Annotated in this window: 18 protein-coding genes; 8 read left to right on the top strand and 10 right to left on the bottom strand. The window is 52.5% G+C overall.

Annotated elements, in window-relative coordinates:
• Positions 1-18: 18 nt before the first annotated feature.
• The 8 genes from LOC67_RS11185 to LOC67_RS11150 all read right to left on the bottom strand — a co-directional run bounded on the left by LOC67_RS11185 (position 19) and on the right by LOC67_RS11150 (position 11510).
• Positions 19-771, bottom strand: coding sequence for a class I SAM-dependent methyltransferase (locus LOC67_RS11185; RefSeq protein WP_230262686.1), 753 nt, complete (start codon positions 769-771; stop codon positions 19-21).
• Positions 771-2219 carry a lipopolysaccharide biosynthesis protein gene (locus tag LOC67_RS11180; protein WP_230262685.1) on the bottom strand — a complete coding sequence of 483 codons (1449 nt, stop codon included), beginning with the start codon at positions 2217-2219 and terminating at the stop codon, positions 771-773. The genes LOC67_RS11185 and LOC67_RS11180 overlap by 1 nt, the downstream gene beginning before the upstream one ends.
• Complete coding sequence (locus tag LOC67_RS11175; protein ID WP_230262684.1) at positions 2216-4735, bottom strand: O-antigen ligase family protein; 2520 nt, start codon at positions 4733-4735, stop codon at positions 2216-2218. The genes LOC67_RS11180 and LOC67_RS11175 overlap by 4 nt, the downstream gene beginning before the upstream one ends.
• Before the next feature lie 329 nt (positions 4736-5064).
• Positions 5065-6078: a GDP-mannose 4,6-dehydratase gene (gene gmd, locus LOC67_RS11170; RefSeq protein WP_230262683.1), complete on the bottom strand. Its 1014-nt coding sequence runs from the start codon at positions 6076-6078 to the stop codon at positions 5065-5067.
• A gap of 72 nt (positions 6079-6150) precedes the next feature.
• Positions 6151-7119: a GDP-L-fucose synthase family protein gene (locus LOC67_RS11165; protein WP_230262682.1), complete on the bottom strand. Its 969-nt coding sequence runs from the start codon at positions 7117-7119 to the stop codon at positions 6151-6153.
• Between the two features lie 7 nt (positions 7120-7126).
• Positions 7127-8521, bottom strand: a complete 1395-nt coding sequence (locus tag LOC67_RS11160) for a UDP-glucose 6-dehydrogenase (protein ID WP_230262681.1) — start codon at positions 8519-8521, stop codon at positions 7127-7129.
• Between the two features lie 68 nt (positions 8522-8589).
• A complete protein-coding gene (locus LOC67_RS11155; RefSeq protein WP_230262680.1) occupies positions 8590-9330 on the bottom strand; it encodes a transcription termination/antitermination protein NusG in 741 nt (246 codons plus the stop codon).
• A 608-nt stretch (positions 9331-9938) separates the two neighbouring features.
• Entirely contained in the window at positions 9939-11510 is a 1572-nt protein-coding gene (locus LOC67_RS11150; RefSeq protein WP_230262679.1) for a glycosyltransferase family 4 protein, read from the bottom strand.
• A gap of 409 nt (positions 11511-11919) precedes the next feature.
• Here LOC67_RS11150 and LOC67_RS11145 point away from each other — a divergent pair, with 409 nt between their 5' ends.
• Together LOC67_RS11145 and LOC67_RS11140 are read left to right on the top strand one after the other, a co-directional pair.
• Positions 11920-13047 carry a hypothetical protein gene (locus LOC67_RS11145; protein ID WP_230262678.1) on the top strand — a complete coding sequence of 376 codons (1128 nt, stop codon included), beginning with the start codon at positions 11920-11922 and terminating at the stop codon, positions 13045-13047.
• Positions 13048-13099: 52 nt separating this feature from the next.
• A complete protein-coding gene (locus LOC67_RS11140; RefSeq protein ID WP_230262677.1) occupies positions 13100-14491 on the top strand; it encodes a polysaccharide biosynthesis/export family protein in 1392 nt (463 codons plus the stop codon).
• A 162-nt stretch (positions 14492-14653) separates the two neighbouring features.
• On the opposite strand, the gene LOC67_RS11135 is transcribed toward LOC67_RS11140, so the two are convergent.
• Together LOC67_RS11135 and LOC67_RS11130 are read right to left on the bottom strand one after the other, a co-directional pair.
• Positions 14654-16882, bottom strand: coding sequence for an AMP-binding protein (locus LOC67_RS11135; protein ID WP_230262676.1), 2229 nt, complete (start codon positions 16880-16882; stop codon positions 14654-14656).
• Positions 16883-17363: 481 nt separating this feature from the next.
• Positions 17364-18593, bottom strand: a complete 1230-nt coding sequence (locus LOC67_RS11130; protein WP_230262675.1) for a Na+/H+ antiporter NhaA — start codon at positions 18591-18593, stop codon at positions 17364-17366.
• A gap of 321 nt (positions 18594-18914) precedes the next feature.
• On the opposite strand from LOC67_RS11130, the gene LOC67_RS11125 reads away from it, so the two are divergent.
• The 6 genes from LOC67_RS11125 (at position 18915) to LOC67_RS11100 (ending at position 26642) form a co-directional block, all read left to right on the top strand.
• On the top strand, positions 18915-19703 hold the full coding sequence (locus LOC67_RS11125) for a hypothetical protein (RefSeq protein WP_230262674.1): 789 nt from the start codon (positions 18915-18917) through the stop codon (positions 19701-19703).
• Positions 19700-20377, top strand: a complete 678-nt coding sequence (locus LOC67_RS11120) for a class I SAM-dependent methyltransferase (protein WP_230262673.1) — start codon at positions 19700-19702, stop codon at positions 20375-20377. The genes LOC67_RS11125 and LOC67_RS11120 overlap by 4 nt, the downstream gene beginning before the upstream one ends.
• 1288 nt (positions 20378-21665) lie before the next feature.
• Positions 21666-22508, top strand: a complete 843-nt coding sequence (locus LOC67_RS11115; protein ID WP_230262672.1) for a glycosyltransferase family 2 protein — start codon at positions 21666-21668, stop codon at positions 22506-22508.
• Positions 22509-22867: 359 nt separating this feature from the next.
• Positions 22868-24148, top strand: coding sequence for a PQQ-binding-like beta-propeller repeat protein (locus LOC67_RS11110; protein WP_230262671.1), 1281 nt, complete (start codon positions 22868-22870; stop codon positions 24146-24148).
• A 15-nt stretch (positions 24149-24163) separates the two neighbouring features.
• A complete protein-coding gene (locus LOC67_RS11105) occupies positions 24164-24772 on the top strand; it encodes a hypothetical protein (RefSeq protein WP_230262670.1) in 609 nt (202 codons plus the stop codon).
• A gap of 232 nt (positions 24773-25004) precedes the next feature.
• Positions 25005-26642 (top strand): hypothetical protein, encoded by a 1638-nt coding sequence (locus LOC67_RS11100; RefSeq protein WP_230262669.1) that lies wholly within the window; start codon positions 25005-25007, stop codon positions 26640-26642.
• Positions 26643-26784 lie beyond the last annotated feature (142 nt).

Here is a 26784-nt window from a genome sequence, read left to right as displayed (position 1 = left end):
ACTACCGCGAATCCTTGCTCAGTGAGTTGCCCGGAACCACGCTCGGCGAACACGTGATAAAGGTCCGGTTTGTGCGGCTCCGAATTTCAACTTCACTCTCGAAATCGCGTGCAATGTCGAGCCATTTGTAAAAAGAGTGGCGTCGTTCTCCGCTGCAAGTCTTCGCAAGCTTTCTTGATTGAAGAACGAGATGTGCTGTCCTGTACCGGGCAAGAAGTAGTGCCAATCCTCTATAGATTTCAATTGCTTGTTGGGTTGAAGCACAGTGGAGAAGAACAGCGTGTCGGTATGCGACATCAACTCTTTCACCGTCGTTCGCGGATTCGGTAGATGTTCAAAAACTTCGAAAGCCGTTATCAAGTCGAACTGTCCGGAAAGACCTGTATCGAAGCCGTGTGCGAAGAGATTGCTACACATTGGATCGTGATGGAATGCCGGGATTCCGATGTCTCTCATCAAGCGTGTGAAGACGCCGTAGCCGCCTCCGAAGTCCAACATGCGATTCAGCTTTGGAAAGTTGTCACCGACCAGCAGAGCCGCGATGGTACGGAATGAGTAACATCGGCTTAGAAGTCCTGAATCCGCGTTTGCGATAACATCCGAATAGGCTTCGTCAAGCCAATAGGGCTCTTCCGTTTGGATGAATCCAGTATCGCGACAGCGGTAATACTGGACATCATGTTTATCGATCAGCCTGCCAGTAAAAATGTATTCTGCAAGGCAGTCAGCAACGCGACTTTCGATGGGATCTAAGTTCTGAGCACGCGTCATCAGCGAGTGCCCTCCGCAATTCGACACTGACGATCAATCACTCGAGGAATCCAAAAACAGTAAGGCAGTAAGATTGCCAATGTGAATGACAGGACGGAGCCCAGGACAACCCCTGAGGCTCCGTAGTAGACTGTCAGCGGGATTGAGAATGCAACATTCAATACCATCATCAATATCGAACAAATCACCTGCAGCTTGATCACGTGCAAACCATTGAGCAGCATTGCGATGATCCGACCAGCGACTTGCAAGTTGCTCCATAGAAATACACTGATGACAAGCCAGCCGGTGGGGTCCGCACTTCCGCCTGTCCAGATTTGATTGATGGGGTTGAAGAAAAAAGTCAGTGGAAGTGTCAACGCTATCGATACCAGCATGCAGTATTTCATTGACTTTTTGAACGTCTGTCGAACCCAATCGGCGTCACCGGCCAAGTTGGCTTCTCGGAACGCTGGCCAAAGCGGTCCCATCACCAGCATTGCAACAGAGTTGGCGACTAGAAAGAGTCGGCTAACCAATCCCAATTTTGCTGTCTCTGTTAACCCTGCGAAGTGCGAAACGATTAGTGCATCACACTGATATGCAACCGCGGCGCAGATTTGCAAAACCCAAAACAATGCTCCGACTTTCAGTGCGTGGCTAAAACTATGTCGGCTGACCACACGCATGTTAGGGCGATAAATACCCTGTCGAACGCGGAACGAAAGCCATGTCGAAATGATTCCGGAAAGGATCGGTTGGGCAGCAAAACACAAGACGAACTCGACAAGGCCTGCATCGACGTACCAAGCGATGACGGTTGCTATGACACTAACAACATTGGCGACGGAATTGGCGATCGATACCCAGTGGGACTTTTGTAAACCGGTCAGGACTTTCGCACCGACGGTCAGTGGCATGGAGATGAAATAGCTACCCGCACCGGCTAAAGTTACAACGATCACTTCACGTGACGAAATTGTGTCTGGAAGCGAAAGCAACCAACCCCAGTCGATCTGCGGTACGATCAGGAACTGCAACCCGAAACACCAACAAGCTACAATCGCCAAGAATGCGTAGACGCTAGAGACAAGTGATTTGGCTGCATCCTTTGATTGCTTTTGATCGCATTCGGCAACGATATTGATGACCGCGTTGGCCGCACCGCCATCGAGGAAACGCAGCAGTGTAAGTAATGTGGTTACGGTTACCCAAACGCCGAACCGTTCTTCGCCCAGGGCATCGATCGCTAGCGGAACCGAGACGATCATCACCAGAAGGGCAGGGAACTTGCTGAAAAACGCAAACCCTGCACCAAGTAATATCGATCGGTTCCTCGATTCACGACGCTCGGCTTGAACACTAGCCGGCTCCAGATCGGCATTTTCAGAGGCTAGTCCATTTTCAGGCGATCCAGTCATGGCTTCGCACAAATCAGCGGACTCATCGACGGCTTTTGAAATCGTCATCTTGCGCTGTCGATCGTCACGAGAAGCTTTAGCAACTTTTCGTCTGAAGGGAATTCTGCCAAACCGAGTTCAGCAAATGCTTTTGCATGCTCCAGTTCGCCGTGTTCAAAAAACCATGACGACACGGTGACATAGAAATCATGCTTTCCAGGAGCGTATTTGATCGCTTCCATGCCGAACTCCACAGCTTCGCTGGTACGCCCAAGCAGAAGGCATGCCCAGCAGGCTTCTCGTAGACTTTCGGCACGCTGATCGGAGTTCGTGTAAGTGTGCTGGTCGAATTGATCGATGTAGTGCGATAGAAATTCGTCACCATTTGGGAACCGCCCAACTTCGGTTGACGCACGATTGAGGAGTGCTTGTGCGGCTAATCGTTTGGCCGGTGCGCGATCGCTGATGGCATCGCAAAGGTTGAATCTGGAGTCGTTCGCAGCGACAGTTACAAAGTCTCTTGCCAGAACGGGACGCACTGTCGTTGCCTGAATTGCCAATTGCTGAGCTTCTGCTATGTCTCCACGATGCAATGCGTAATTTGCCAATTCCATCAAGAACGGTCCGTTCTGTGATTGCAACCTCGCCAGTTGGCTAATCATTTGCGATCCTAGGTCGTCATCATCCGCAATGAAGTCAGTTTGTAGAAGCTGCACCCTGGCATCGACAGAAAGTGGATTCTGCTGCAACGCAATCAACGCGAAGTGTTTCGCTGCGAGGTAGTTTTCAGAAGCGTCTAGAGAAACTTCCTCAAGCGTACGTCTGCCAGGTGATGAGGCTTCGATAGCTTCGGCAAGCTGTTTTTCTGTTGTTGGGTTTTGCGACAGAATGTCTCTAAACCGGCCTTCGGCAAAGTTGTACTTACTTGCCAACAGTGACAAATTAAAATTCCGTTCTGGACTTTGTTTTGCAAAGCTGTCGGCCGCGTCGCAAAGTTTGTCGAAATCGTAGCGATCGGATTTGAATCGCGCCAGGCCAGCAAAGTATAGAGCATCATCTGTCGCATTTTTGTGAAGCACGCTGACCGCGCCGCTTGTCAGTAGCACAGGCAAGATCGCCCAGCTGGACATCACAATCCAGTTAGAATTCGCCCTGTAGATGGCAAATAAATCTTTTCGGTTCGCGTTTTGCTTGAGCCGTTTGGTGGTGCATGATCGATGGACGATGATCGCGAATAACGCTCCAGATAAAAGCATATTCGCAGGTAGCAACAAACCAAAATCCGTAATCTGGCTTATCGCAATAGATGCAACGAGATATGCCCCAGTGGCTGATAAAGCTAAGTCAATGGGGTCACTCGAGCGGTGCAATCGATAAAGTGCGATTCCAGCAACCGTGCTTAGGATCAGAACGAAGGCTACGCCCCCGATCCCAGCCTCGACAATCAATTCAAGGTATAGGTTGTCGGCGTTCGCAAAGGTTTGGTTCGGTCCCTTTTGCTGATAGGGCAAGTATGCTTCACGATATGTGCCGACTCCGCCACCAAGCGGCAAATAGGCCTTCGCCGCATCCATTGCGTCAGCCCAATGCTGCAGACGTGTTTCTCCCGACAGGCCTTCGACAACTGCTCTTGGATTTAGTTTCGACGCACGCGACAAACTTTTCGCATTTCCACCCAACATGAGCGCAACGCCCAGCCCAAGCACCAGTGGAGCCACAAGCACGCCTAGCAACTTTGTCGTCGAATGACGCTGGAATGCCCAAATCGATACTGCAATGATCCCGGCGATCGACGAAATCAGTCCCCCGCGTGAGCCGCACAAAAAGAGCGCTAGTATGTTTGTGCCAAGGCTAACGAGTGCGATGCAGACAAACGGATCTTGTAGCGACTCCAGAAAATCGAATTGCCATCGTTTACCTCGGTTCCCCATCGCGGGCGAAAGCAGTCGAGACACGAGAAGGCCAATAGAGGCTGCAACGCCGATGTTGATGAACAACGCTCCATTGTTCCGGTTGTAGAAGCCCCCGAATTGCAACGCATTGACATCGCTGTCAGGAACCGGCGTAAACAAAATTCCATAGCAGGAATGGAGAAACGTTCCGATGGCAATAGCTGATAGCCCAACTGTCAAATGCCAGATTGAGAATTTCAGTTGTGACACAATCAACATCGTCGCAGCAGCCAATGCGACGGTTGCCAATGCGGACAGTGTCCTTCCAGGGTTCACCGAAATAACGGGGCGGATTTCGCTTTCGGAAAATCCGAAAGGTGCAATCCAGTCGGAATAGACTGCGGATGATCCTGGGCTAAGAAACTTTAAAAGCTGATCCGAAACCGGTGTCAACTGCATGGCGGCGAAACCACACATCAAGACGCTGATCAGTACAACTGGTGTTGGTGGTACCGCAGTGATAATCAGCGTGTTGTCGCGACGATCTGCATCCACCGATTTAGTACGCTGGATCACGCTATTTGCGATGACGGCAGCTGACAGTGTTGTTGAAACAGCAAGGACCGCCAGTGCGGCGATATAGCGAGTCCAGCTAAGTGCGCCTCCAAGATCAAAGCTGATTGCTAGGGGCACAAGCAAAATCGCAACCAGCAACACAGTGCTGATGTCGACCTTATGTCGATCGTGGAAATGGGCTTTCAAAAGATAAGCAGGCGTAAAGCCATGAAGACGAGATGATCGCGATTCAATCGTAAATTTGAATGAATGCGAGCAACCCGATTGCGAGCGGCAAATGCACGCTCAGTAGCTCAATGCAGATGAGAAGATCAAGGTGTCGAAAGCGACGAAGCTGAATATTGGCGGCCCACGATTGGGACCACAGTCATTTCCGAGTCGTGCAAGTTGATTGTTGCCAATCAACTTGCGTCAATGGGTTTTAAATAGTGGCCGAAAGTCGCTGCTTAGGCCGTCGCTTGTCTAGCGGCTTCACTGCGGGCTAGCTCTAGGTCGTGATCGACCATCAGTTCAGCTAGTTCTTTGCAGCTTGTCTCGGGTTCCCAGCCTAAGACCTCTTTCGCTTTGGTGCAGTCACCTAGCAACAAGTCAACTTCAGTCGGGCGATAATATCGTGGGTCGGTCTCGACGTAATCTTTCCAATCCAGTTCGAGGTATTGGAAGGTGTAGTCCAAGAACTGGCGAATGGTGTAGGTCTCACCTGTCGCGAGGACGTAGTCGTCAGGGGTGTCATGCTGGAGCATCATCCACATGCCACGCACGTAGTCTTTCGCATAACCCCAGTCTCGCTTGGCGTCTAAGTTGCCGAGGTAGAGCTTTTCTTGGAGGCCAACTTTGATGCGGGTCGCAGCGCGAGTGATCTTGCGCGTGACGAATGTCTCACCACGGCGTGGGGATTCGTGATTGAATAGAATTCCGTTGCAGGCGAACAGATCGTACGCGTGACGATAGTTCACCGTCTGGTGAAACGCATAAACTTTCGCACAGGCGTATGGGCTTTGTGGGCAGAACGGAGTCTTTTCGGTCTGTGGTGTTTCGAAGACGTCACCGTACATTTCGCTACTGGACGCTTGGTAAACACGGACTTCGCGTTTTTGGTTCAGTTGACGAGCAGCTTCGAGAACGTTCAGTGCACCAACCGCAACCGTTTGCACGGTGTACACAGGAGCATCGAACGAAACCCGGACGTGTGATTGGGCGCCCAAGTTGTAAACTTCATCAGGTTCGATGTTCAAAACCAGGTTCGTCAGGCTCTGACCATCGGTCAAGTCACCGTAGTGCAGAAACAACTTGGCATCTTTATCGTGTGGGTCGATATAGATGTGTTCAATTCGGTCGGTGTTGAACGTGCTGCTTCGGCGAACAATACCGTGCACCTCGTAACCCTTTTCCAGCAGCAACTCTGCAAGGTAAGAGCCATCCTGCCCAGTGATGCCTGTGATAAGTGCCTTTTTCGTCATTGCCGCGTTGGTTGTTTCGGTGTTGGTGAACTAACAAAGCGATAGCGTTGCGACTATTGCCGCACTGCCCTGCTAAACTTCTCGCAATTCGCCAGTTTTGACAGTCTGCAAATAGTCTTCGTAAGTCTTTTTGATCCCGATTTCCAGAGCAATCTTTGGCTCCCAACCGGTTGACTGCACCAAATCGGTGTTAGTGCGTTTTACGGGAGTCCCATCCGGCTTACTGGTATCTTGAACTATCTTACCGGTGAAGCCGGTTACACGGGCGATCAATTCCGCCAATTCCCGAATCGAGATGTCGGATCCGGTACCGACGTTCACCAGATTTGGCGGGTCTTCAATGTTCACTAGATGAACCAGTCCGCGTGCCAAGTCATCGACATGTAGGAATTCGCGGCGAGGTGTGCCGGTTCCCCAAATCACAACTTCGTCTGCACCATTTCGAACCGCTTCATCAAAGCGGCGAATCATCGCCGGCATGACATGCGAATTCTCGGGATGGTAGTTATCACCAGGCCCGTACAAATTTGTCGGCATGGCTGAGTGATACTGCACGCCGTATTGCGTTCGGTAATGCTGGCAAAGCTTTAGTCCACTGATTTTTGCCAAGGCATAAGCTTCGTTGGTCTGTTCCAGTGGGCCGGTCAGTAAGCAGTCTTCCGGCATCGGCTGTGGAGCCATTCGCGGGTAGATACAGGTACTGCCAAGAAACAGAAATCGACGAGTCCCGCTCCGGTAGGCTGCATCAATCGAATTGGCCGCCATCATCAGATTGTCGTAGATGAATTCAGCGGGGTAGGTGTCGTTGGCATGGATACCACCGACCTTCGCCGCGGCAAAGATCACAACATCAGGGCGTTCGTTGTTGAAGAACGTTTCGACTTCGTCTTGCCGCGTCAAGTTTAATTGGTTTCGATCACGCAACAGCAAGTTGCTCTCTTCGATACCCAGTTGGCGCAACAATCGAACGACCGCGCCGCCCACCATTCCTCGGTGACCAGCGACATATACTCGTCCTTCTGGAAGCTTGATTGAATTCATAAGCCGCTTAGAAACCGATTCCGTGGTACTCGAATCCCTTTTCACTCAGGTTCAGGTGCTTCAGGCGATTTCGTCCATCGAAGACAAATGCTGGCTTCTTCATCGACGAGTAAACCTTAGCAAAATCGATGTCAACAAACTCGTCCCATTCTGTCAATACCGCGATCGCATGAGCGTCTTCGGAGGCATCGTAGCAGTCGGTCGCGAACGTCACGTGACTTTGGATCAGTTCACGTTTGGCGGGGCTGATCCCGTTATCGCCGTCCGCAAACACGTACTCCAGTTCTTGGATCACCTGTTCTTTGCTGACTTGGGGGTCGTAGATGCAGACGCGTGCTTTCTCTAGCAGCAGGTCGCGACAGACATAGATCGCAGCAGATTCGCGAGTGTCATTGGTGTCTTTCTTAAACGCAAAACCCCAGACGCCGATCTTCTTGTCAGAGACGGTGTTGAACATGGTTCGAACCATGCGGCTGACAAACCGCTCTTTCTGGTAGTCGTTCATGCGAACAACTTGTTCCCAGTATTCGGCGACTTCGGGTAGCCCGAAGTACTCGCACAAGTAGACGAGGTTCAGGATATCTTTTTGGAAGCAGCTTCCACCAAAACCTACGGAAGCTTTTAGGAACTTAGGTCCGATTCGTGAGTCAGTCCCGATCGCGGCGGCAACTTCATCCACGTCCGCCTCGGTCGCTTCGCAAAGCGCGCTGATGGCGTTGATCGATGAAACACGTTGGGCGAGGAATGCGTTCGCTGTTAGCTTCGAAAGCTCACTGCTCCACAAGTTCGTCGTCAGGATGCGATCGTTTGGGACCCATTGTGCATAGACATCGACAAGGGCTTGGATCGCTTCGGGGCGTTCACCACCGATAAGAACGCGATCGGGCGCGAGCAAGTCTTCGACAGCAGTCCCCTCGGCGAGAAACTCTGGGTTGCTCAGTACATCGAATGTGCAACCGTTTTCTGCATTTGACAGGATGCGTTTGACGGCTTCGGCGGTCCGAACGGGCAGAGTCGATTTCTCGACAACGATCTTGTGGCCTTCAGCAACTTCGGCGATGCGACGCGCACATTTCTCAACGAACTCTAAGTTTGCTGCGCGACCCGCACCGACACCGAAAGTCTTCGTCGGAGTGTTGACCGAGATGAAGACCATGTCGGCTTCTTTGATCGCCGCATCGACTTCGGTCGTGAACGTCAAGTTCTTTCCACGAGCTGACTTGACGATCTCGTCCAGTCCCGGTTCATAGATCGGAAGCGTGTCTGAATTCCACTGAGCGATTCGCGTCTCATTGATGTCCACAACTTTGACGTCAATGTTAGGACACTTGTGAGCAATCATTGCCATGGTCGGGCCGCCAACATAGCCGGCGCCGATGCAGCAGATCTTGGAAACAGTCATGAGTACGAGTAGTCGCTTTGGGGCTTAAAACAAGTCACGCAATCGAGCGGATTAGAGAAGCCGCTCACCTATTCCTTGGCAATCGCCGATCCGTCGGATGGTGTTCCGAGTGGTTCGAGCTGGCAATCATCAAGTTTGACGCTCACGCCCTGATCCATAAATTGGACTGACACGAGCAGTCGTGTTTCTTGGTCGCGTCGAATGACGACGCCTTCGAATCCGGCAAACGGTCCGTTTTTCACTCGGACATGTTGCCCAGGAAGAATTCGTTCCTCGATTGACATTGGGGCGCCAATCGAAATCAAGTCACTGATCTGATGCAGGTCGGCTAGCAGGATCTCGACATCGGTGATCTCAGTAACCTTCTGAACGCAACCAGTGCAAACCGCGTTGTAGCGATCTTCTTCAGTTCCGCACATGAAGACATAGTTGCTGAAGAGCGGAACAAAACTGGTGCGAACACGTCCCGCTGGCGAACGTTTGCGCTGTTCGATTTGCGGGCCGTAGTGAGACAGGTTCAGCTCGCGAAGCTGCCTCATCAATTGCTTTTCTTGACGACTCTTTGTGTACAGCAGCCACCAATCTGACTTCGTCGCGACCTCGGAATCCAACAAGTCTTCGGGGAACCGATCTGGTTCTTTCGGAAGAATGGGCACGAATTCAAAACCCTTTGGGTATCGCTTAAACAAAGGAATGTTGCAGACGATTTGCAACATCGCCGCAATGTCGATGGCACCATTTGACCGTTCAGCGCGGACTTCGTCCACCTGGGTGACAGCTTCGCTCGAATCGGAGCCTTTGTACTGCACTCAATGCGTTTTTCAGTCTCTGTTGCACAGGAGACACTTGGATAGTCAAGTTAACCTGACCGTTCAGCATCACCTATCGCCTACATTCCGTTTCGGCGTTACGGTTTGCCCTCAATCAACATCCCGGATCAGGATCAGCTGACTAGCCCGAACAACCATTCGGCTCGGGGGGATGTGCCCGCTGTATCAGTCGTGTCAGATAGGCTCGCCGAGGCAGCGGGCCCGACCAAGCTAGCGACTGATAGAAAAGTTCACTAGCGTCTGCTTGCAGATCGCCGCCGAAATACGCAGACCCTTCATTATCGCTCCAGCGGCACTTAAATCACTGTGCCAGACCGGCATTGCTGGTGACTGTGGAGGCCTCCACAGTCCAAAGAAAAAGCATCCAAGCTATGACAAACCCAGGTAGTAGAGTGTGGTTGGGTAGCTCACTCATTCTGGTGCAGGTGAGGGATTTGCTGCACACCGCCGCAGACTGCGATCAATGTTGTGCCGTGTAGGTAGTTTGACTACAGGCGTTGTCAAACCTTCGGCGAGCCGAACCGTCGAAGTCGGATGTTACTGAAGCAACACAAGCGACTCAAACGTCGGTCTGGGCGATAAACGTACTAGGTCAAGATCGTTGACGTGTCGTTTCTGCGTTCCTGGCTGGCGAAACGTGGTGCTGTTGTGACAAGCGGCTTCTCCGAAACACCAGCTCGCTTGCGTTCAAGCTCATCGATAACCAGTTGGACTTGCGGTTCCAGGTCGACTAGTCGCATCGTCAGGTCTGCCATCCGCTCATGGATCCCAGGCGAATCTGCGGCCGCAACGACGTGTAGAGTACCGATATTGACGCCCATCGATTGCCCGCTGGCTTTGATGATGATCGGCCATCGCATTTGGATTTGGTTGATTCGGTCAGGCATTCGTACAGCTGACCAGCTCGCGTGATAGCCTTCGTGAATCCATGAAAGATTCAAATCGATACTGATCTTCGCCAGATTGTGCACCTGTGCAAAATCGACGAGCGGCTCCCAAACGACTCCCCAATCACCGGACCCTTGCAGCGGGACGCAGCGATGGTTCTTTTCGGTCATCGACTGTTGCGGAGTGATGAAGAAAGATCGGGTCATGTGCGTGGCTTTCATCAGCAACAGTTGGCATTCGGCATGTCCAAATGATCGCGTGATCACCAAGAATGTGCCTGCCAGGATGATTCCCAACATGGCAAGCCACGGCATTTCGAAATGCACCGATGCGACTGCCATTGACGTTGTCACTAAGCAGAGGCCGGCAACAATCAGCAACATCCCGCGATGGCCGTATTTCTTATCCAGCAAGTGGTGCAGGTGAGCCCGGTCGGTTGCGTAAATACTTCGTCCGGTCAACCAACGGCGTGCAATCGCGGCCGTCGAATCGAATAGCGGAATTGCAAGGATCCCAATCGGTGCAGAAGCAAGCAACGTTGAGCCTTTGACGCTGCCCCAAACGGAAAGCACACCGATGAAAAGCCCGATGACCATGCTTCCCGCATCGCCAAGGAAGATCGATGCGGGTGGTTTGTTAAAGACCAAGAAACCGAGAAGGCTTCCAGCAAGACAGAACGCGAAGACGGCTCCCAGGTCGGCGCCAAGTGACAAGCTAAGCACCGCCAAGCCCATCGCGATAAATGCTCCAACGGTCGTCGCCATTCCGTCAGCGCCGTCAATAAGATTCAGGGCATTGACGCAGACCAACAACCACAACACTGTGACTGGAAAAGCCAGCGATCCCAGTTGAAGCTCCATACCCATCAAGCCAACTTTGCTGACGATCGTTCCACTGCCGACGAGCGCCGAAATGATCAGGATTTGAAACAGAAGTTTCTGCCTTCCACGCATGATCCAGACGTCATCGATCAAGCCGACCAGCATGATCGCGGTTCCGGCGGCAAATAATCGGTACCATTGGCTATCGACATAGCCCAGTTGGAACGTCCCGAAGTTGCGGTCGAACATCACCGTTGCTGCGAAACCAACCAGAACGCTGATTACGACAGCGACCCCCCCGCCCAGGGCGATTGGCGCGCGGTGCAGCTTTCTTTCGGCGTCGGGCTTATCAACCATTCCGACGAGTCGAGCAAGTGCACGCACGGTTGGCACGAAAACGAGCGCCGCGGCAACCGAACAGATGAGTGAAACCAGAGTCAGAAAAGTCATAGATGTCGTACTTACACCACTGTTTAGATTTGTCTCGCCTGTTGACTTAATGACTCGCACCAATGGGGAGCGGCTTGTCATTAAAGTCTACCCGACGATTTCAGATCGCCTCAGTTTAAAAAGGAAACCCCAAAACAGAATGACGCGAATCTTTGAATTGGGTTTTCTTTGCAACGATCAGAGGGAAAGCCCGCCTGAAAATCCATGGCTGCCGAGACGAACCATTGTAATTGAAACGGGCCGTAAAGCCGTTGGAACCCGTACAAGCCGCGATTCCGTCAGTTTTCATTAAATCCTCTTGACTGTTACGGCGATAAACACCCCTAGGACGGTCCGCCCCAACAAGGCTTGCTGTCCAAATTGATTAAACAATCGACTTCGAATTCTGCCAGCAGCCAAGGGGGGCCAAATGGCGATTCGTTCTGACAGTGCGTCGAACGCACCCGAACAACAACCCGCTTCAACGGGACATTCGCAAATTGACGCGAACACCCGCCAAAAATCACTGCGAACGGTGCGCCGTTCAAAGCTAAAAGCAGCGATTTTGGCTGGTTCTGCGGCCCTCATTTTAACCGGCTCCGCGGGATGCTCCATCATCGGTAACGCCTACAGCTACGCTCGGCGGACCGATTGCTTGGACGATTTCATGCTGTCGCACCGTAATCGGGTGTTCGCACAGCGTGCTTGGTTCCGCGAGCAGGCTTGTCATGCAGGTCAAGCAAACCTTTCCGAGTTCAAGGCCGGTTTCATCAAAGGCTATATCGACGTTGCAAACGGCGGTAGCGGATGTACGCCATCGGTCGCGCCAACCCAGTATTGGGGCTGGAAATACCAGTCACCTGGTGGGCAAGCTGCCATCGGAGCCTTTTTCGCCGGTTACCCCTACGGTGCCAAGGCTGCCGAACAGGATGGTTTGAGCAACTGGTCCAATGTCCGGCCGCATACGATTGCCGAAACGGAATCGAAAAAGTCATCTGATGAGATGCCTGCTCCGGCACCGGTGATGTACGGTCCCGACGGAATGCCGCTTCAGGAGTACATCGTTCCTGGAAGTGAAGTCGAGGTGATTCTGCCAAACCCAGAATCAGCCACCGAGATTGAAGTGTTGCCAGGAGGCGACATCGATGTGACTCCTCAAGAGTTGCCTCCACAGGCTTATTTGCCTGCGATCGAGTCTCCCGAAATGACTGCGCAGCCAAACGAGTATCCGAGCGAAACGGAGTACGCGGCTTCGGCAAGCTTTGGCGTTCAATCGTCGAACACAGTGGAGGCAGCTAACGTCGCTCCAGCAGCACGTGATTTGGTCGATTCGCCATCGGACACAGCGCAGTCGTTCAGCTTGAATGACGAAGGCGTTCCGATGCAGGAGATCCAAGCCCAGGACGGGACGGAAGATTCGATCGAAGGCATTTTCGGAAGTATCGATTTGCCCAAAGGCGCTGGCCAAACGCCTACCGATTTCGCATTGCCACCTGTCGGCCCAGCAGCCTCAACTGCCAACGCCGCCGGCGACGAAATCCCCTTCAAATTTGAATAAGCAGTTCGTGGCCAAGAATCCACGCTGAATACCCTCAGTGAGAAGTTCAAGGATGAATACAACCTCTTCAAACTTGGTTCACGACCGGCGAATCGCTGGCGAAGGACTGCGATCAACGATCTGGCAACGACTGCGACGTATCGGCGTCTCAGTCGCAACCGCTTCGCTATTGGTCGGATCGATGACCGGTTGCTCCGCGTTGACGCAGCCAATTAACGGTATCCCCGCGTCACGCGTCCCTTCGCAGTTCTTCGCGGAGCCTAAAAACGATTTGGTCCCTGTCGACATCTCGTTGCTGACGCTGGAACCACCACGCGATTACATCTTGGGATCGGGTGACATCCTGGGCGTTTATATCGAAGGCGTCCTACCTTACAACCCACCAGGTGAACCGCCAGGTCCACCGCCGGTCAACTTCCCCGACGCGCAGAGCACCTTGCCGCCTTCAGTGGGCTATCCCGTTACGATTCAAGAAGACGGAACGCTGTCGCTTCCGCTGATTGAACCACTGAACGTTGCTGGTCTGACATTGGATCAAGTTCGGGATGCGATTCGCGACGCGTATATCGATAACGATATTTTGCGTAGCGACAAAGCACGCCCGATCGTGACCATCATCCAAGAACGCACGATCGACATCATTGTCGTTCGAGAAGACTTTGGGATGGGACGTAGTACCAATTCAGCGGAACTGCGTGGTGGTACGGACCGTAGTGCGAGCGGTGGGTTGGTCAAGCTGAAGGCCTATCAGAATGATATTCTGCATGCTCTGGTCGAAACCGGTGGATTGCCTGGACTCAATGCGAAGAACCAAGTGAAGGTTCTTCGTGCCAGCAAGCGAAATCGCGAGATGCGTGAAGAGTTCTTGGCCGAGTTCCGCAAGCAACGGATCGCCGCAATGGCGGATCCATGTGCATGCCCACCGAAGCTTCCAGATGATCCAACGATCCTTCGTGTGCCACTGCGTTTGCCACCAGGAGATTCGCCAAACCTGACAGCGGAAGATATCACTCTGCAGGAAGGCGACATCGTCTACATCGAGTCACGGGAGACGGAAGTCTTCTACACGGGCGGATTGCTTCCAGGTGGAGAGTTTCCACTGCCACGTGACTACGACCTCGACGTACTCGGTGCTATGTCCATGGTTGGCAATGGCGTCTATGGACAGACTGCTCAGTCAACACGATCTGGCGGTCTTGGCGGTCTCGGTGGTGCGATTGCGACGATCCCTCCAGGACGCCTCTACATCCTTCGAAAGACGGATTGCAACGGGCAAATCGCGATCGAAGTTGACTTGGCAAAAGCGATCAACGATCCGCGTTCGCGGCCATTGATCAAATCCGGTGACACGCTTGTGCTGCAGTACAAGCCAGAAGAGGAAATCCTGAACTTCGGATTGGGAACCTTCTTCACCTACGGAATTCGTGAGCTGCTACGGAACTAACGCAAGCCAGCCGATATAAAACGAACGCCGTGCGACTGACAGCAGTTGCACGGCGTTTTTTATTGGGACCAACGGCAAGTGTAGCGGAAGGCTATCTCAGAAGCCTTCGTCGGTATTTGCAGTACGCAATTCACATTCCAGCGGCGCATCCGACAAAGGCTACTAAGCTGACTGTTTGGGAGATCCGCCGGTCAGTTGAAGGGCCAAGTCTTTTGCGCCCTTCAGATCAAGCTTTCCAGTGCCAAGCAACGGAATCTGTTCGACTTCGTAAAACGAGTCTCGTGAGGGAATGAACAAGTTCGGAAGCCCAGCCGCTTTCAACCCGGCAAGGACTTCTTCGATGTCGACTGGCAAGGGTCGGTGTAACACGATCAGCCGTTCTCCCTTCTTTACATCGGGCACCGCTGTCACGCAGACATTCATCGCGTTTTCGTCGGGTTCTTCGGTTTGCCCTTGGTCGGTAACGGCGCGTCCAACGATATTGCAAATTTCTTCTTCCACCTTAACGTGTGGAACCATTTCACCACCGATCTTGGAGAAACGGCTCAGGCGTCCGGTGATGTGAATAAACCCATCGGCATCGATATGAGCAACGTCGCCAGTCACGTAGAAGCCGTCTTTGATGACCTGCGATGTAAGTTCAGCCTTGTTTGCGTACCCAGCCATCACGTTGGGGCCGGATATCAGAAGCATGCCGTCTTCGCCAGCGCACAGTTCCTCGCCGGTATCTTGGGAGACCACCTTGGCACAAACACCTGGCAGTGGCCTTCCAACAGAGCCTTCGATGCGGTCGGGTTGGTGCTTCGAAGGCGATCTTGTTGGCGGAACGTTAACGGAGACCAGTGGGCTTAATTCCGTTGTGCCGTAGCCTTCGACAGGCCGGACACCAAAACGTTCTTCGAAAGCTTCGAATAGTTCGCCCGGCATCTTTTCAGCGCCGACGACGCAGATGTCTAGTTTTGAAAACTGTTCGGGACTAATCCGCCGGATATATCCCCGGACGAACGTAGGCGTGCCAAGAATGACCGTAACGCCGTACCGCTCGGCAAGCTTGCCGACTTGGCGTGCATCGAGCGGATTGAAATGGTACACACCACAAGGCCCAAGCACCTGTGCCGCCCATAGCGTGACGCTGTAGCCGAACGAGTGAAAGAACGGCAATACACCGAGCACCACATCGTCGTGATTCAAACGGATCGCTTTTTCAATCGCGTCGACGTTGTGGCTGATATTCCCCTGGGTCAACATGACGCCTTTGGGCATTCCTGTTGAACCGCTGGTGAAGATGATCGTTAGCAAGTCATCGATCTTGACTCGGTTCAGTCCAAGCAGTCGAAACAGCAGCCGAGCGGGAACAAGATTGGCTTGAACAAACGCGATGACTTTGTCTGCCGTGGTGACCTTATCGCGGACCGATTCCAAGGTGATCACGTTTGAGTCAACTTTTAGACCGGTCTTGCTGAGGAACTTTTCACTCGTCAGCACATGTTGGATGCCGACTTGATCGACACAGTAATTGATGACCTCGCTGGAAACAGTGTAGTTCAGGTTCACCGCAACGCGGCGGTCAAAGGCCAAGGCAACATTGACGATGACGCCACCGACGCTTGGCGGTAACAAGATCCCGATGTTCGTTTCGTCTGGTGACATGACTTCACGCGCCAGCATCCGCCGTAATGCCAACGCACGTGTCAACGCTTCGCGGCCCTTCAGTTCAGTGCCCATCGAATCGGCAACTTGCAAACGACCGCCGCGGCGTCGCCATGTCCGAATCAGCATCTTCGCGACCAGTGGATATTCGTCGCGGTGCTCGACCTGAGAACGCGCCGCCAGTTGAGCAACTTGCGATCGCACGATCTCAGTTGGTGTTTCGTTTGGAAGCGGTTTGCCAACATAGACGGTCAGTCGTCGCCGAAATTTGCTTGGCCATTTGAAAAAGAACTTGCCACCAGAAAAGCTAAAAATGCTTCCCCACATCCCGTCCAAATAAACGGGAACGATTGGCGCGTCATTGTTTTGCAGCACCTTTCGGAATCCCGCTTTGAATCCCTGCAGTTGCCCGGTTCGGGTCAATGTGCCTTCGGGGAAAATTCCAATCACGTCGCCCGCTTTCAGTCCTTCACGAGCAGTCTTCAGTGCCCTGGCAATCGACTTCGGATTGCTGACCATCATGATGGTGCCGAATGCCGTGGCGATCCATTTTGTCAGCGGTGTTTCAAAATTGCCGCCATCGACGACGAACCGAATGTTGCGAGGTAGCATCCACAGCAGCACGATACCGTCGATCCACGACACATGATTGCTGACAATCAGATAGCCGCCTTCGCTGGGAAGGTTTTCGAGTCCGACAACGCGTTTGCGATAGAGAATCGCCAGCAAGGGCCGGATCATTGATCGAACGAAGACTCTCGGTGATAGCAGGGCTAACCCCGCCATCAAAAGTACTATCGCAATGATGACTCCAAAGACATACCAACCCATGCGAGACGCTTCCTACACTTCGTGAGCTTTTGCCTATGGCGAAACCTTGTAGCTGCACCCTGTGCAAAAGGTTCGCGACTGACCAGATTTGGCAAACTGGCCAAATCTTCTTATCCAAAAGAACCCAAGAAGATAGGCGAAGGTGCCCAAGGCGGGCAACACCGCGCCCCCCGCACGAGACCCAAAGCCACAGCATTTTGACGGGCATTTGTGGCTAAAGACGCGAATAACACGCCAATCTGAAAGAAGCTGCTGTCATCAAGTGTTTCTTGACTCCGGCGTCAGGACTGCCAAGATCGCGCCAGTGCAGGCTGTCAAACGAATTCAAGGCGACGCCTGCAATCGAGACGTCGCCTTGTTTGAATTCACAGTTCGGGGATCGTAGCCGCTACTAGGCGGCGGCCTTGCGATCCAGAAATGCAAGGCGAATTCCCAAGGCCTTCGCCGCAACGATTGCCGTTACCGGGGCCAAGAAGCTTAGCAACGCGCCCATTTTGACCGAGTCTTGGATCGGTCCAGGGTTCGGAAAGGCCGCGGTGGAAACGAACAATGCGACGGTAAAGCCCAGGCTGGCTATGCAACCGATCACTGTCACGTGCTTCAAATTCATGCCCCCTGGCAAGTCCAATTTCAAAACTCGGACAGCAAAGTAGCTGAATGCGACGATCCCAAGCGGTTTGCCGACGAATAGGCCCAAGGTGACAAGCCAGGTTCCCGCTCCGACACTGGAGAGCACTACGCCGGCGTTGACGAGCGCGAACATCCCCAAGATTAGCTCCACAGGTTCTTTCCACCAGTGCTCGAATTGATTGAGCGTATCGGTCTGGCTTCCATCCTCTGCAAAGATGCCTTCGTCTCTCTTGGCATGTGGCAAGGTCGGGATGATCGGAACCAGTCCGAGTGCGGCGTGGATTCCTGACATGTAGAACGAGATCCAGCTAAGAACGCCAGGGATCGCAAGGTACCACCAGAAGTTTTTGATGCCCGCTTTGTTGAATCCGAATCCGGTGGCAACTGCGATAGCTGTCAGGCCGAGCCACGACATGTTGACGTCGCCGGATGGATAGAACACCGCCAGAATCGCCAAGCCAACCGCGTCGTCTGCGATCGCCAATAGCAACAGGAATGAAATCGCAGGGTGCCCCGTCCCGAAAATTAATCGCGCGATCAAGTAGCTAAATGCGATGTCGGTCGCACATGGAATCGCCCATCCGTTGCCCAGTTCGCCGTATTGTCCGACCATCAGGGCACCGATGATGTAAACGATTGAAGGGCCAACCACGCCACCGGCGGTTGCCAAAAGTGGCGTCGCAGCGGTTCGTAAATTGGAGAGTGCACCCCCAGGCAGGATTGATTCCCAGACTTCCTTCGCGGCAATCGCGAAGAAGAGGGCCATCAAGATGTCGTTGACCACAAAGTGAAACGTCAAACCATGGGCGTCGTGGCCATGGCTGGCCAACGGCCAAAGGTTGACGTGAACAAAGTTGTGGTATGAATGCCCCGAGAACAGCCCGTCCGCATTTGCCCAGAGTAAGGCCAGAAGCGATCCCAGAACCAGGAACATCGAATTGTTGTACAGGAACGCGCGTATTGGCTGATCACCGCCCGTCGGCTTCGACATCGTTTTTTGGCCCCAACAGCATGAAGTGCGAATTTAACCCCACCGCGGGAGTTACCGCGCAAACCTAGGTCCGAAATCTTGCTGAGCTAATAAAAATGCCGCGCTGCCGCTATCCTCTGAGGGTGAAACGCCACAGATGTCGTTCGTTGCCTCGACCAACTCGTAGAAGCTGATCCATTTCAATTCGAATCCATGCTTGCCGAAGCCATTTCAAAGAGATCTAAACCGCTCCATTGGCTGGCGGCGATTCCTAATCTTCTGTCGCTAGACGCCGTCGCCGTAGGGGTCTGCTGGACGGCCGTTTTTTCGGGGCAGTTTGCAATGCGTTCGGCGAAGCCGTATGAGCTGGCCGTAATCGGGTTGTCGATCTGGATCGTCTACACCGTCGACAGACTGCTAGATTCTCGATCGGTTCCATCGTCAGGTCATTCGACGGACCGGCATCGATTTCACTACCGATACCGCTACATCTTGTTGGCCGCTTGGTTTACAGCAGTCACAATCGTAGCGTGCCTGACCGTCCGCTTCGCAACCGAAGCTCAGTTGCGATGGGGGATCATCGCAATCGCATTGTCGATTGCATACGTCATCAGCGCACAGTTGTTGAATCAGATCAAGACGATGGTTCCCAAGGAGATAAGGGCTGGAGCTTTGTTTGCGGCTGGCACCACGTTGGTGGCCTGGGCGGATATTTCTGCATCGGCAATGCCAAGTCTGTTCATCACGACGGTGCTCGCAGCCATGCTCTTTTCGATCAACTGTTTTAGCGTTTCGGCGCTAGAGGTTGATGTGGATGACAGACAGGGCCTCGATTCGCTTGCGCATCGTCACCCAACCAACAGCCGATTGGTGCAAGGGGCGTTGATCGCTCACTTTGTACTGACAATTGGTTGCTGGGTATTCGCGGTTGTTCCCAATTTGATTTTTATCTGTTTGGCCGCCAGTAACGTTCTGCTGCAGGTACATGCTCGAGGCTTTTTGGTTTCACGGCAGCGAGAATCCAAAGACAATCGGCTGGCAAGTACATCGCCTGCTGCCTCACTGGCGGATTTGGCTCTGATCGTTACGCCGCTGTTTAGCCAATTCGTATTCGATGGCTTTGCGAAGTGACTGAGCCGACACCGTCATCACGCGGGTACGACACGCTCGCACCATTTTATCGCCTGCTCGAAACTTTGATGTTCGGCAAGCGGCTTCACCAAGCTCGCACCGCTCTGCTAAGCGAGCTTGGTCAGGTTAAGACAGCTCTGGTGTTTGGTGATGGAAACGGAAGGTTCCTTAAAGACCTGTGCAGCGAGCAACCGCATTGCAATGTAACCAGTGTTGACCACAGTAAGGCAATGCTTCATCGGCAGCGTGAACGTCTTGCTCAGCTTGGCAAAGATAATCCAGTTGAGTTCCTGCACGTTGACGCGTTGCAATATGAACCACCAAGCGGATCATTTGACCTACTGGTCTGCTGTTACTTTCTGGACTGTTTTACAGAGTCACAGTTAAACCGTTGTTTGCCGATTTGGCTAGGCGCTCTAAAGGGGAACGGCACGTTGTACTTTGTTGACTTTCAACGGCCCAAGTCGCCTCTAAGACGATTCTATTCAGATGTTCGTCTTCTGATGATCCACCAGTTGTTCCGACGATGGACGAACCATCCGAGTCGTAAGCTGCTAAATCTTTGCGAGATCATCGAGATGCATGGGATGCAGATGACTGCCGAAGCGTCTCATCTCGATTCGATGTGTGTCTGCAGGCTTTACAAAAAAAATGAAACCGACCTTCGTCCGTGAAGGGCGGCTTCAGGCTTTGTCACGTAGTTGATGGCGCAGCACGTCCATGGCATTAATCCAGTCCAACCGAATAAAGTGACAAAACGGAAGTTACTTTCCTAGTCGCAAATCGGGGTTTGACTTGCCGGCAATCCATCGGAGCCGACTTCCAGTGTTCAGTTGCAGTTCCTTGCAACCGCTCCGGGACAACGTCTCCTACGCGTCCCAAATGTTTTGTCGCTAAGACTTAGTCACTGTGAATTTTCGAAAGCGGAATTTCCGAAAGGGCCTTTGTCACAGAAACCGTCAGTCCAGCACGGGGCAGTCATCCGTCTGGGGCTAAATCAAGCAATGCCGTGGGGCGGCTGGTCAAGCGGGAACTTGTCGTCCCAAACGACCGGTGTGTGTTGGAAGCACAAAGCGAATCTGAAGCTCGCAAAAGCGTTTGTCGAGTCACGACAAAACGTCTCCCGTGCACGAGTGATGAGCAGTACTTGGCCGGCGAAGTAGAACAACTTTTCCACAACGCGAGCGAGCAGGAATTTGCCAACCTTGCCTTCAGATGTCAACAACAAAGTTTGCCGACTATGTGAAGTAGCAAAGCTTCATCGAGCGATGCGTCGGCAATTTTCGATGCGAAATGAACTCAAAAAAATTTTCAAATCGATCTTCGTTTACGGCAGTCCAAAACGGGGCATCAGGATTGGCGATTGGTCTGCTTGGTTATGCTTCAAAACGCAACATCGGATGCGGTCACCCAAAACGAATTCATGTTGCTGCGCGGCCCGTGATGACAGCAGTGTTGGATGCCAATTTTTAGTGCATCGGGTGAGTGTGATTTACGCATTCGAGCACACTGGAAACGATCTAGTCAGCTCGTCTGATTTCACGCACTTGTATTTCGAGCAAGGCAGGTGTTGCGACCTAGGACATTGCTACAACTTCGCTTTTGAGACCCGATTGGTGCTCGACACATTCACACCGTTCTCGCAAAAATCGGATCTTGCTAGTGACCAAGCCCACAGTCGTTTAAGTTCGTGATACACTGGCGACGCTTGAGCTAGTCTGGTGGTGGTCGTGAGCCTGTCGGGTCGCTGCAATATTTAGCCAATCGCAGGTCCGATACAGCCACTGTTTAGATACGGCCAAGCCATTTCTAAAGGCGACCCGGTTGTTGATGAACGCCCTGTGGTTGATGAGCGTTCTGCAGTTAATGAGTGGTTGAGCAACCCTACCACCACATTGACTATTGGCACACGGTCGCACGTTCCTGTCGCGTTGGTTTCGTTTTTGAATTTCGGATCGTCTCTTGAAACCCAGCCAATTGCCCACAGGTCAACGGGAAGGAACTCACCCAGATCCGACTTTCTATTGGACGGCGTCGTATGTGCAACAGATGCGGCAGCTTCTTGGAAACGACGCTTGTCGCAAGTTAGCGATTTTTGAGCTACCCGAACAGTTTTGCCTGTCCGTTATCGTGCCGGTTTACAACGAAGGCGAAACCGTCAGTACGGTCGTTGATCGCTTGTTCGCCACTGGCATCCCCATGCAAATCATCCTTGTTGATGATGGGAGTCATGATTCGACGCCGCAGGCTCTGATGCAGCTTTCCACGCGTGACAACGTGCATGTACTCACTCATGCACACAATCGTGGCAAAGGTGCGGCGATACGAACAGGGATTGCACATTCCACCGGCGACATTGTTGTCATTCAAGACGCCGATCAAGAATACGATCCGACGGATTTTCGCTACTTGCTGCAACCGTTGGTCAATGGTGATGCAGATGTCGCCTATGGAACTCGTTACGGTCACTACGATCGCCAGCTCTCACCCTGGTGGCATCAGGCTGTCAATGGTTTTCTCTCTTGGCTGGCAAGCCTTGCCATCGGAATACGGCTCAGTGATGTCGAAACTTGCTACAAGATGGTTCCTCGACAGCACCTCGCCGTTATCGAACCGAAGCTCTGTGAAAACCGGTTTGGGATTGAGATCGAATTGACGGCTCGGCTTGTCCGCTCGGGGCTAAGATTCACCGAGCGACCGATCCGATATTCGCATCGTTGGTATGACGAAGGGAAAAAGATCGGCTGGCGTGATGGTGTCAGTGCCCTTCGATGCATTTTAAAATATGGCCTGCTGCGACGCTAACGCCTGATCGATGATCGGCAGAGGAGCCCAGGTCGGTAGTCGGTAACGAAGGCGAGCGTTTACCGGCTGGACGGTTGCAGGAAGAGAAGTCGTCTTGCGGCTTCAAATTGCACCTGTCTTTAACGCACAACAGAACTTGGATCGGCTAGACTAGTGCTTCGTTCCAGCTTGATTTTAGGATTAGCCGTATGGCGTTAGCCACGGTTTCAGTGCAGTAACCGGGGCTAACGCCCGACGGCTGATGACTCGAACCCGTATTTTCATATGGAACAAAGCACTAGGAAGCTGTACTGATCGCTCCCGCTTTCGAGAATGTTCGATGACAGCCACGATGACCAATCAAGTTGTTCGTGGCTTAGATGATTGTGTCACCCACCTACCAATACCTACCTGCTATGCGCATCGCGTTTACGATTGTTTTCGTGCTAACCGTCTTGTTGTCATCGCTGAAGATGGCGCCAGCTTTTGCTGATGATTGGCCGGGTTTTCGCGGGCTTTCCAAAGGCGGCGTCGTCGCAGACGCAACGCTGCCGCAATCGTTTTTGTCACAGCAACCGAAATGGGTGTTGGAACTGGGAACTCGCGATGTCGGATCCATGGCGATCCAGGATGGCCGCGTCTTCTTGGTCGCGATGGCTCCTCAATCGCCAACACTACGTCTGCTGGCTGTTGATTTGCAATCGGGAAAAGAAGTCTGGTCGCGTGACTATCCTCAAATCGACAATCACCTTCACAACAGGAATACGCTTGCCTCGAGCACGCCCGCGACCGACTCGGATTTCGTGTACTTCGCCAATAGTGACCGAGAACACACTTGGCTGAGATGTTTGGACCATGACGGAAACTTGCAATGGGCTCGTGACTTCGGTCCCGCTCAAAGCCAGCACGGTTTCGCAGCATCACCCACGGTCGTCAACGACATCGTGTTGTTGAATTTTTCACAACAAAAAGACCAAGTCCGCAGCGGAACACCCGGCACCAGCAAGGTCATTGCGATTGATCGCAAGACCGGTGAAACCAAGTGGTCAACACCAGTGACATCGACTCGCGTTTGCTATGGCGTTCCGTCAGTCGTCGAAGGCAAGGTGATCTGTGCAAACACCGGCGATGGAGTGTTCGCACTCTCGTTGGAAACAGGGGAGCTGCTGTGGCGTTTGCCCGTGTTTTCGATGCGATGCGTCAGTTCTCCGATTGTTGTTGGGGATCTAGCGATCGGCAGTAGTGGCAGCGGTGGAGGAGGCAACCACCTTGTTGCCGTTCGCATGCCGTCTGCAACAAACGAAAGCCCCGAAGAAGCTTATCGTGTAGAAAAGTTCGCACCATACGTTCCTACCGCTGTCACAATGAATGGCCTGCTGTTCATGTTTGACGACAAGGGGATCGCCTCTTGCGTCGACGCGACCGATGGTAGCTCAAAATGGACGAAACGACTCGGCGGAAATGTTAGCGCTTCACCCATACTGATTGGCGACAAAGTGGTCATGATTAACATGGAAGGTGAAGCCACCGTGGTTAACTCGTCGGACGAATTCGAAAAAGTTGGTTCCGTTGATCTTGGCGGTCCTGTTTCAGCGACACCAGCATTCGCGAACGGCAATCTACTCGTTCGTGTCGGCACTCAACTGCGTTGCTACGAATAGGGTGGAACAATGCGATTGCGTTTTTTGTCAAAAGGCTCGGTGTGGACTCGTGTCTGCGTTTTCACCCTGATGATTGGGTTCAGTGCTGGATGTTCCAAGGAAAAGCTGTCGGAACTAACCAACACCGTCGCCGAAAAAGGCGAATCGCTGGTCCGTGAAAGTAAGAAGATGACGGACTCGCTAGTCAATGAAGCTCCTGCCGTGATCGGCCCGACCGGGAACGCTCAGCTGAATTTTTCCGAACCACTGAAATTTTCTGAAGCATCAATCCGGCTTCACACAGTCGGAGATGGCCGTGAAAACTCACTGCAGCTTGTGACATACGACCCGTCAAAGGCGACCGTGCCGTCGCCCGCGATGTTCTTTGAAACGGCTACGTCGATCGAAACGGTTCCGTTGATGGGTGGGCAAACGATCAAGGGGACGTTGTACGTAGACCGAGGGCGAAACCTACCGTTACTTAGAACGTCGATCGATCATCCCGCCGAGATTCAGTTCGCATCCATGAACTTCGCCGACAATACGATTGAAGGCACGATTTCAAACTGCGTACTCGTTCAACCGGACGGCGAAACGGTGGAAATTGAAGGCGGTGTTTTTACCGCCATTTCGCCAGCACAATAAAGGCAGCTCATGGCGTGTGAGATTTGCACGTCACCACATTTTGACACACTGCCGTCCACACTAAACTTGCGGCCTTCCAGTGACCGATCGACTTCTCATTGCGCTAATCGTTGGCTCATTGTTTTGCCTTTCAGGCAATCAAACTTCATCGGCCAACCCGACTTCCAGCGATCCAGGTGCACCGCTGAAAACCTTGGGAGTCATTCCGGGGGCCGACAAACGAATCGCAGTGATGTATCAGAAGTTCGACGAGTGGGAATCCCTCGCGACCGAGTCCTTTCGATCAATGCAGCAGGGGAAACGCTTTCCTCATCAAAACCTGGCCAAAGCATTTACGGGCTGCTACCAGGGGATTTGGTCCTCAATGCAGCTTCAGGCCATGGGGGAACCAGCGGGGTATGATCTCGAGCATAAGTTTACTTTTCTTCGCAACGCACTCGGTAACTTCTCCGGGGCGTTAGTTGAGTTTCAGCCCAAGGAAATTTCGAAACTGCAGTCTGACAGTGCAAAGCGAAAAGACGCGATTGCCAAAGCATCCGAACTCGAGCAACAAGGAAAACTTGTCGAGGCTGAAGCAGCCATTCGGCAATATCACCTAAGGCAACTCGGCAGTGTGTTTTACCTGAACTATTCGCAATTCAAAGAATTCGAAAACCAAGTTGCTCCCATTCACAATCGCCTTCTCAAACGTCTCAGTGCCGAACGGAGAAGCGAATACGCTCAGAAAGCGATACCGTCGATGAAGCAGTGGGAAACTGACGCTGCTGAGTTCGATTCCGAATGCAAAGAGTTTGTTTTACAACTGAAGTCATCCTCGACAGTCAATGTAGGTGCCATAAAAGATGGTGATGTTTCGGATGTGATCGATCGGATCGGTCAACGATGGATTCAGGTTGCTCGCTCAATCGATCGTAGCTATGCGATTGCAGCAGCGTTTAATCTTGAAAGGCCAGATCAGTTGCACCAGCAATACTTCAGTCAGAAATCAAATCTAAAATCGAATGTTGTAGCGACGTTGAAACAAGTCGTCTCGGCCGCTTGTGTTTCGAGTTCGGCGGACTCTATTCCTACGCAGTACCCCGAAGTTCTTCAGGCGATCGCGAATATCGAACGTCGATGCCATCTCGGCGTAGCGGAACAGTTGTCGCCAGAACTTGGTGAGTTGCTGAACAAGAACCCTAATTTTGCGTTGCAGGTGGACCACTACAACGAAGCGACTCGGCAGCCGATGCACTGGATGTCGAAATACGCAAAGCAGAGTAGCGATGCCGTTCGCCGTCAGTTTTCTCCGGTTGCACAAGTAATGACCAGTCGTGAAAAACCGGCGGAAATTGAGCTGTCGCCGATCTATCGGCCGCTTAGTAGCAGTCCACAAGTACTGACGGTACCAAGCTTTTCAAAGCCATGTCATTGGATCGCCGGTAGTGCAAGCTCTCTGGTTGGACGAAGCGTCAGTGATCAAAGCAACCTTCGTTTGTCGTTGCAGCAGCCCAAAACGGTAACTCCGAATCAGGCTCACCAATACAGCACGATCACCGTTGATAGCACTTTTGATTCGGAACGGAAATCAGTGGAAAAGTCGTTTATGACTTCGGTCGAACATCCTCCATTGAATTTGGTCGCCGCGCAGGCTTTCAATTCACTGCTGTCGAACGAATTCGAGTTGGTTGGCGGACAGGTAACAAAATTGACTATTGAGCCAAGCGTTTGCGTTCTCGGTGAGGGAGACAGTCTTGTTCAGTTGGACCAGCTTCCTCTGTTCAAATCGGATTATGACAACGCACGCCAATTGACATGGGCATACGAGATTCAGCCGCTTTGGATCCAGCATCAACTGTTCTTTGTTGATCTTCGCGAAGGTTCGAAATAGCTGATAATTTGGTCCTAGTAGATTTCCGGATTACTCGAATGGGCGTTGGCCCCGGTTGCCAGTTCGAGAGCCGCCGCTAACGCGGTGCGGCTGATAGGGCTCCAGCTTGAATTCTGATTAGCCGAATGGGCGTTAGCCCCGG

The sequence above is a fragment of the Stieleria sp. JC731 genome, assembly GCF_020966635.1.
Taxonomy (GTDB): Bacteria; Planctomycetota; Planctomycetia; order Pirellulales; family Pirellulaceae; genus Stieleria.
The sequence above is the reverse complement of the archived record's forward strand: the minus strand, read 5'-3'. Positions and strand labels throughout refer to the sequence as shown.

Coding starts and splice junctions, on each gene's coding strand:
- LOC67_RS11185 (WP_230262686.1), bottom strand. CDS start 771: ATGACGCGTGCTCAGAACTTAGATCCCATCGAAAGTCGCGTTGCTGAC.
- LOC67_RS11180 (WP_230262685.1), bottom strand. CDS start 2,219: ATGACGATTTCAAAAGCCGTCGATGAGTCCGCTGATTTGTGCGAAGCC.
- gmd (WP_230262683.1), bottom strand. CDS start 6,078: ATGACGAAAAAGGCACTTATCACAGGCATCACTGGGCAGGATGGCTCT.
- LOC67_RS11165 (WP_230262682.1), bottom strand. CDS start 7,119: ATGAATTCAATCAAGCTTCCAGAAGGACGAGTATATGTCGCTGGTCAC.
- LOC67_RS11160 (WP_230262681.1), bottom strand. CDS start 8,521: ATGACTGTTTCCAAGATCTGCTGCATCGGCGCCGGCTATGTTGGCGGC.
- LOC67_RS11150 (WP_230262679.1), bottom strand. CDS start 11,510: ATGACTTTTCTGACTCTGGTTTCACTCATCTGTTCGGTTGCCGCGGCG.
- LOC67_RS11145 (WP_230262678.1), top strand. CDS start 11,920: ATGGCGATTCGTTCTGACAGTGCGTCGAACGCACCCGAACAACAACCC.
- LOC67_RS11140 (WP_230262677.1), top strand. CDS start 13,100: ATGAATACAACCTCTTCAAACTTGGTTCACGACCGGCGAATCGCTGGC.
- LOC67_RS11135 (WP_230262676.1), bottom strand. CDS start 16,882: ATGATCCGGCCCTTGCTGGCGATTCTCTATCGCAAACGCGTTGTCGGA.
- LOC67_RS11130 (WP_230262675.1), bottom strand. CDS start 18,593: ATGTCGAAGCCGACGGGCGGTGATCAGCCAATACGCGCGTTCCTGTAC.
- LOC67_RS11125 (WP_230262674.1), top strand. CDS start 18,915: ATGCGTTCGGCGAAGCCGTATGAGCTGGCCGTAATCGGGTTGTCGATC.
- LOC67_RS11110 (WP_230262671.1), top strand. CDS start 22,868: ATGATTGTGTCACCCACCTACCAATACCTACCTGCTATGCGCATCGCG.
- LOC67_RS11100 (WP_230262669.1), top strand. CDS start 25,005: ATGTATCAGAAGTTCGACGAGTGGGAATCCCTCGCGACCGAGTCCTTT.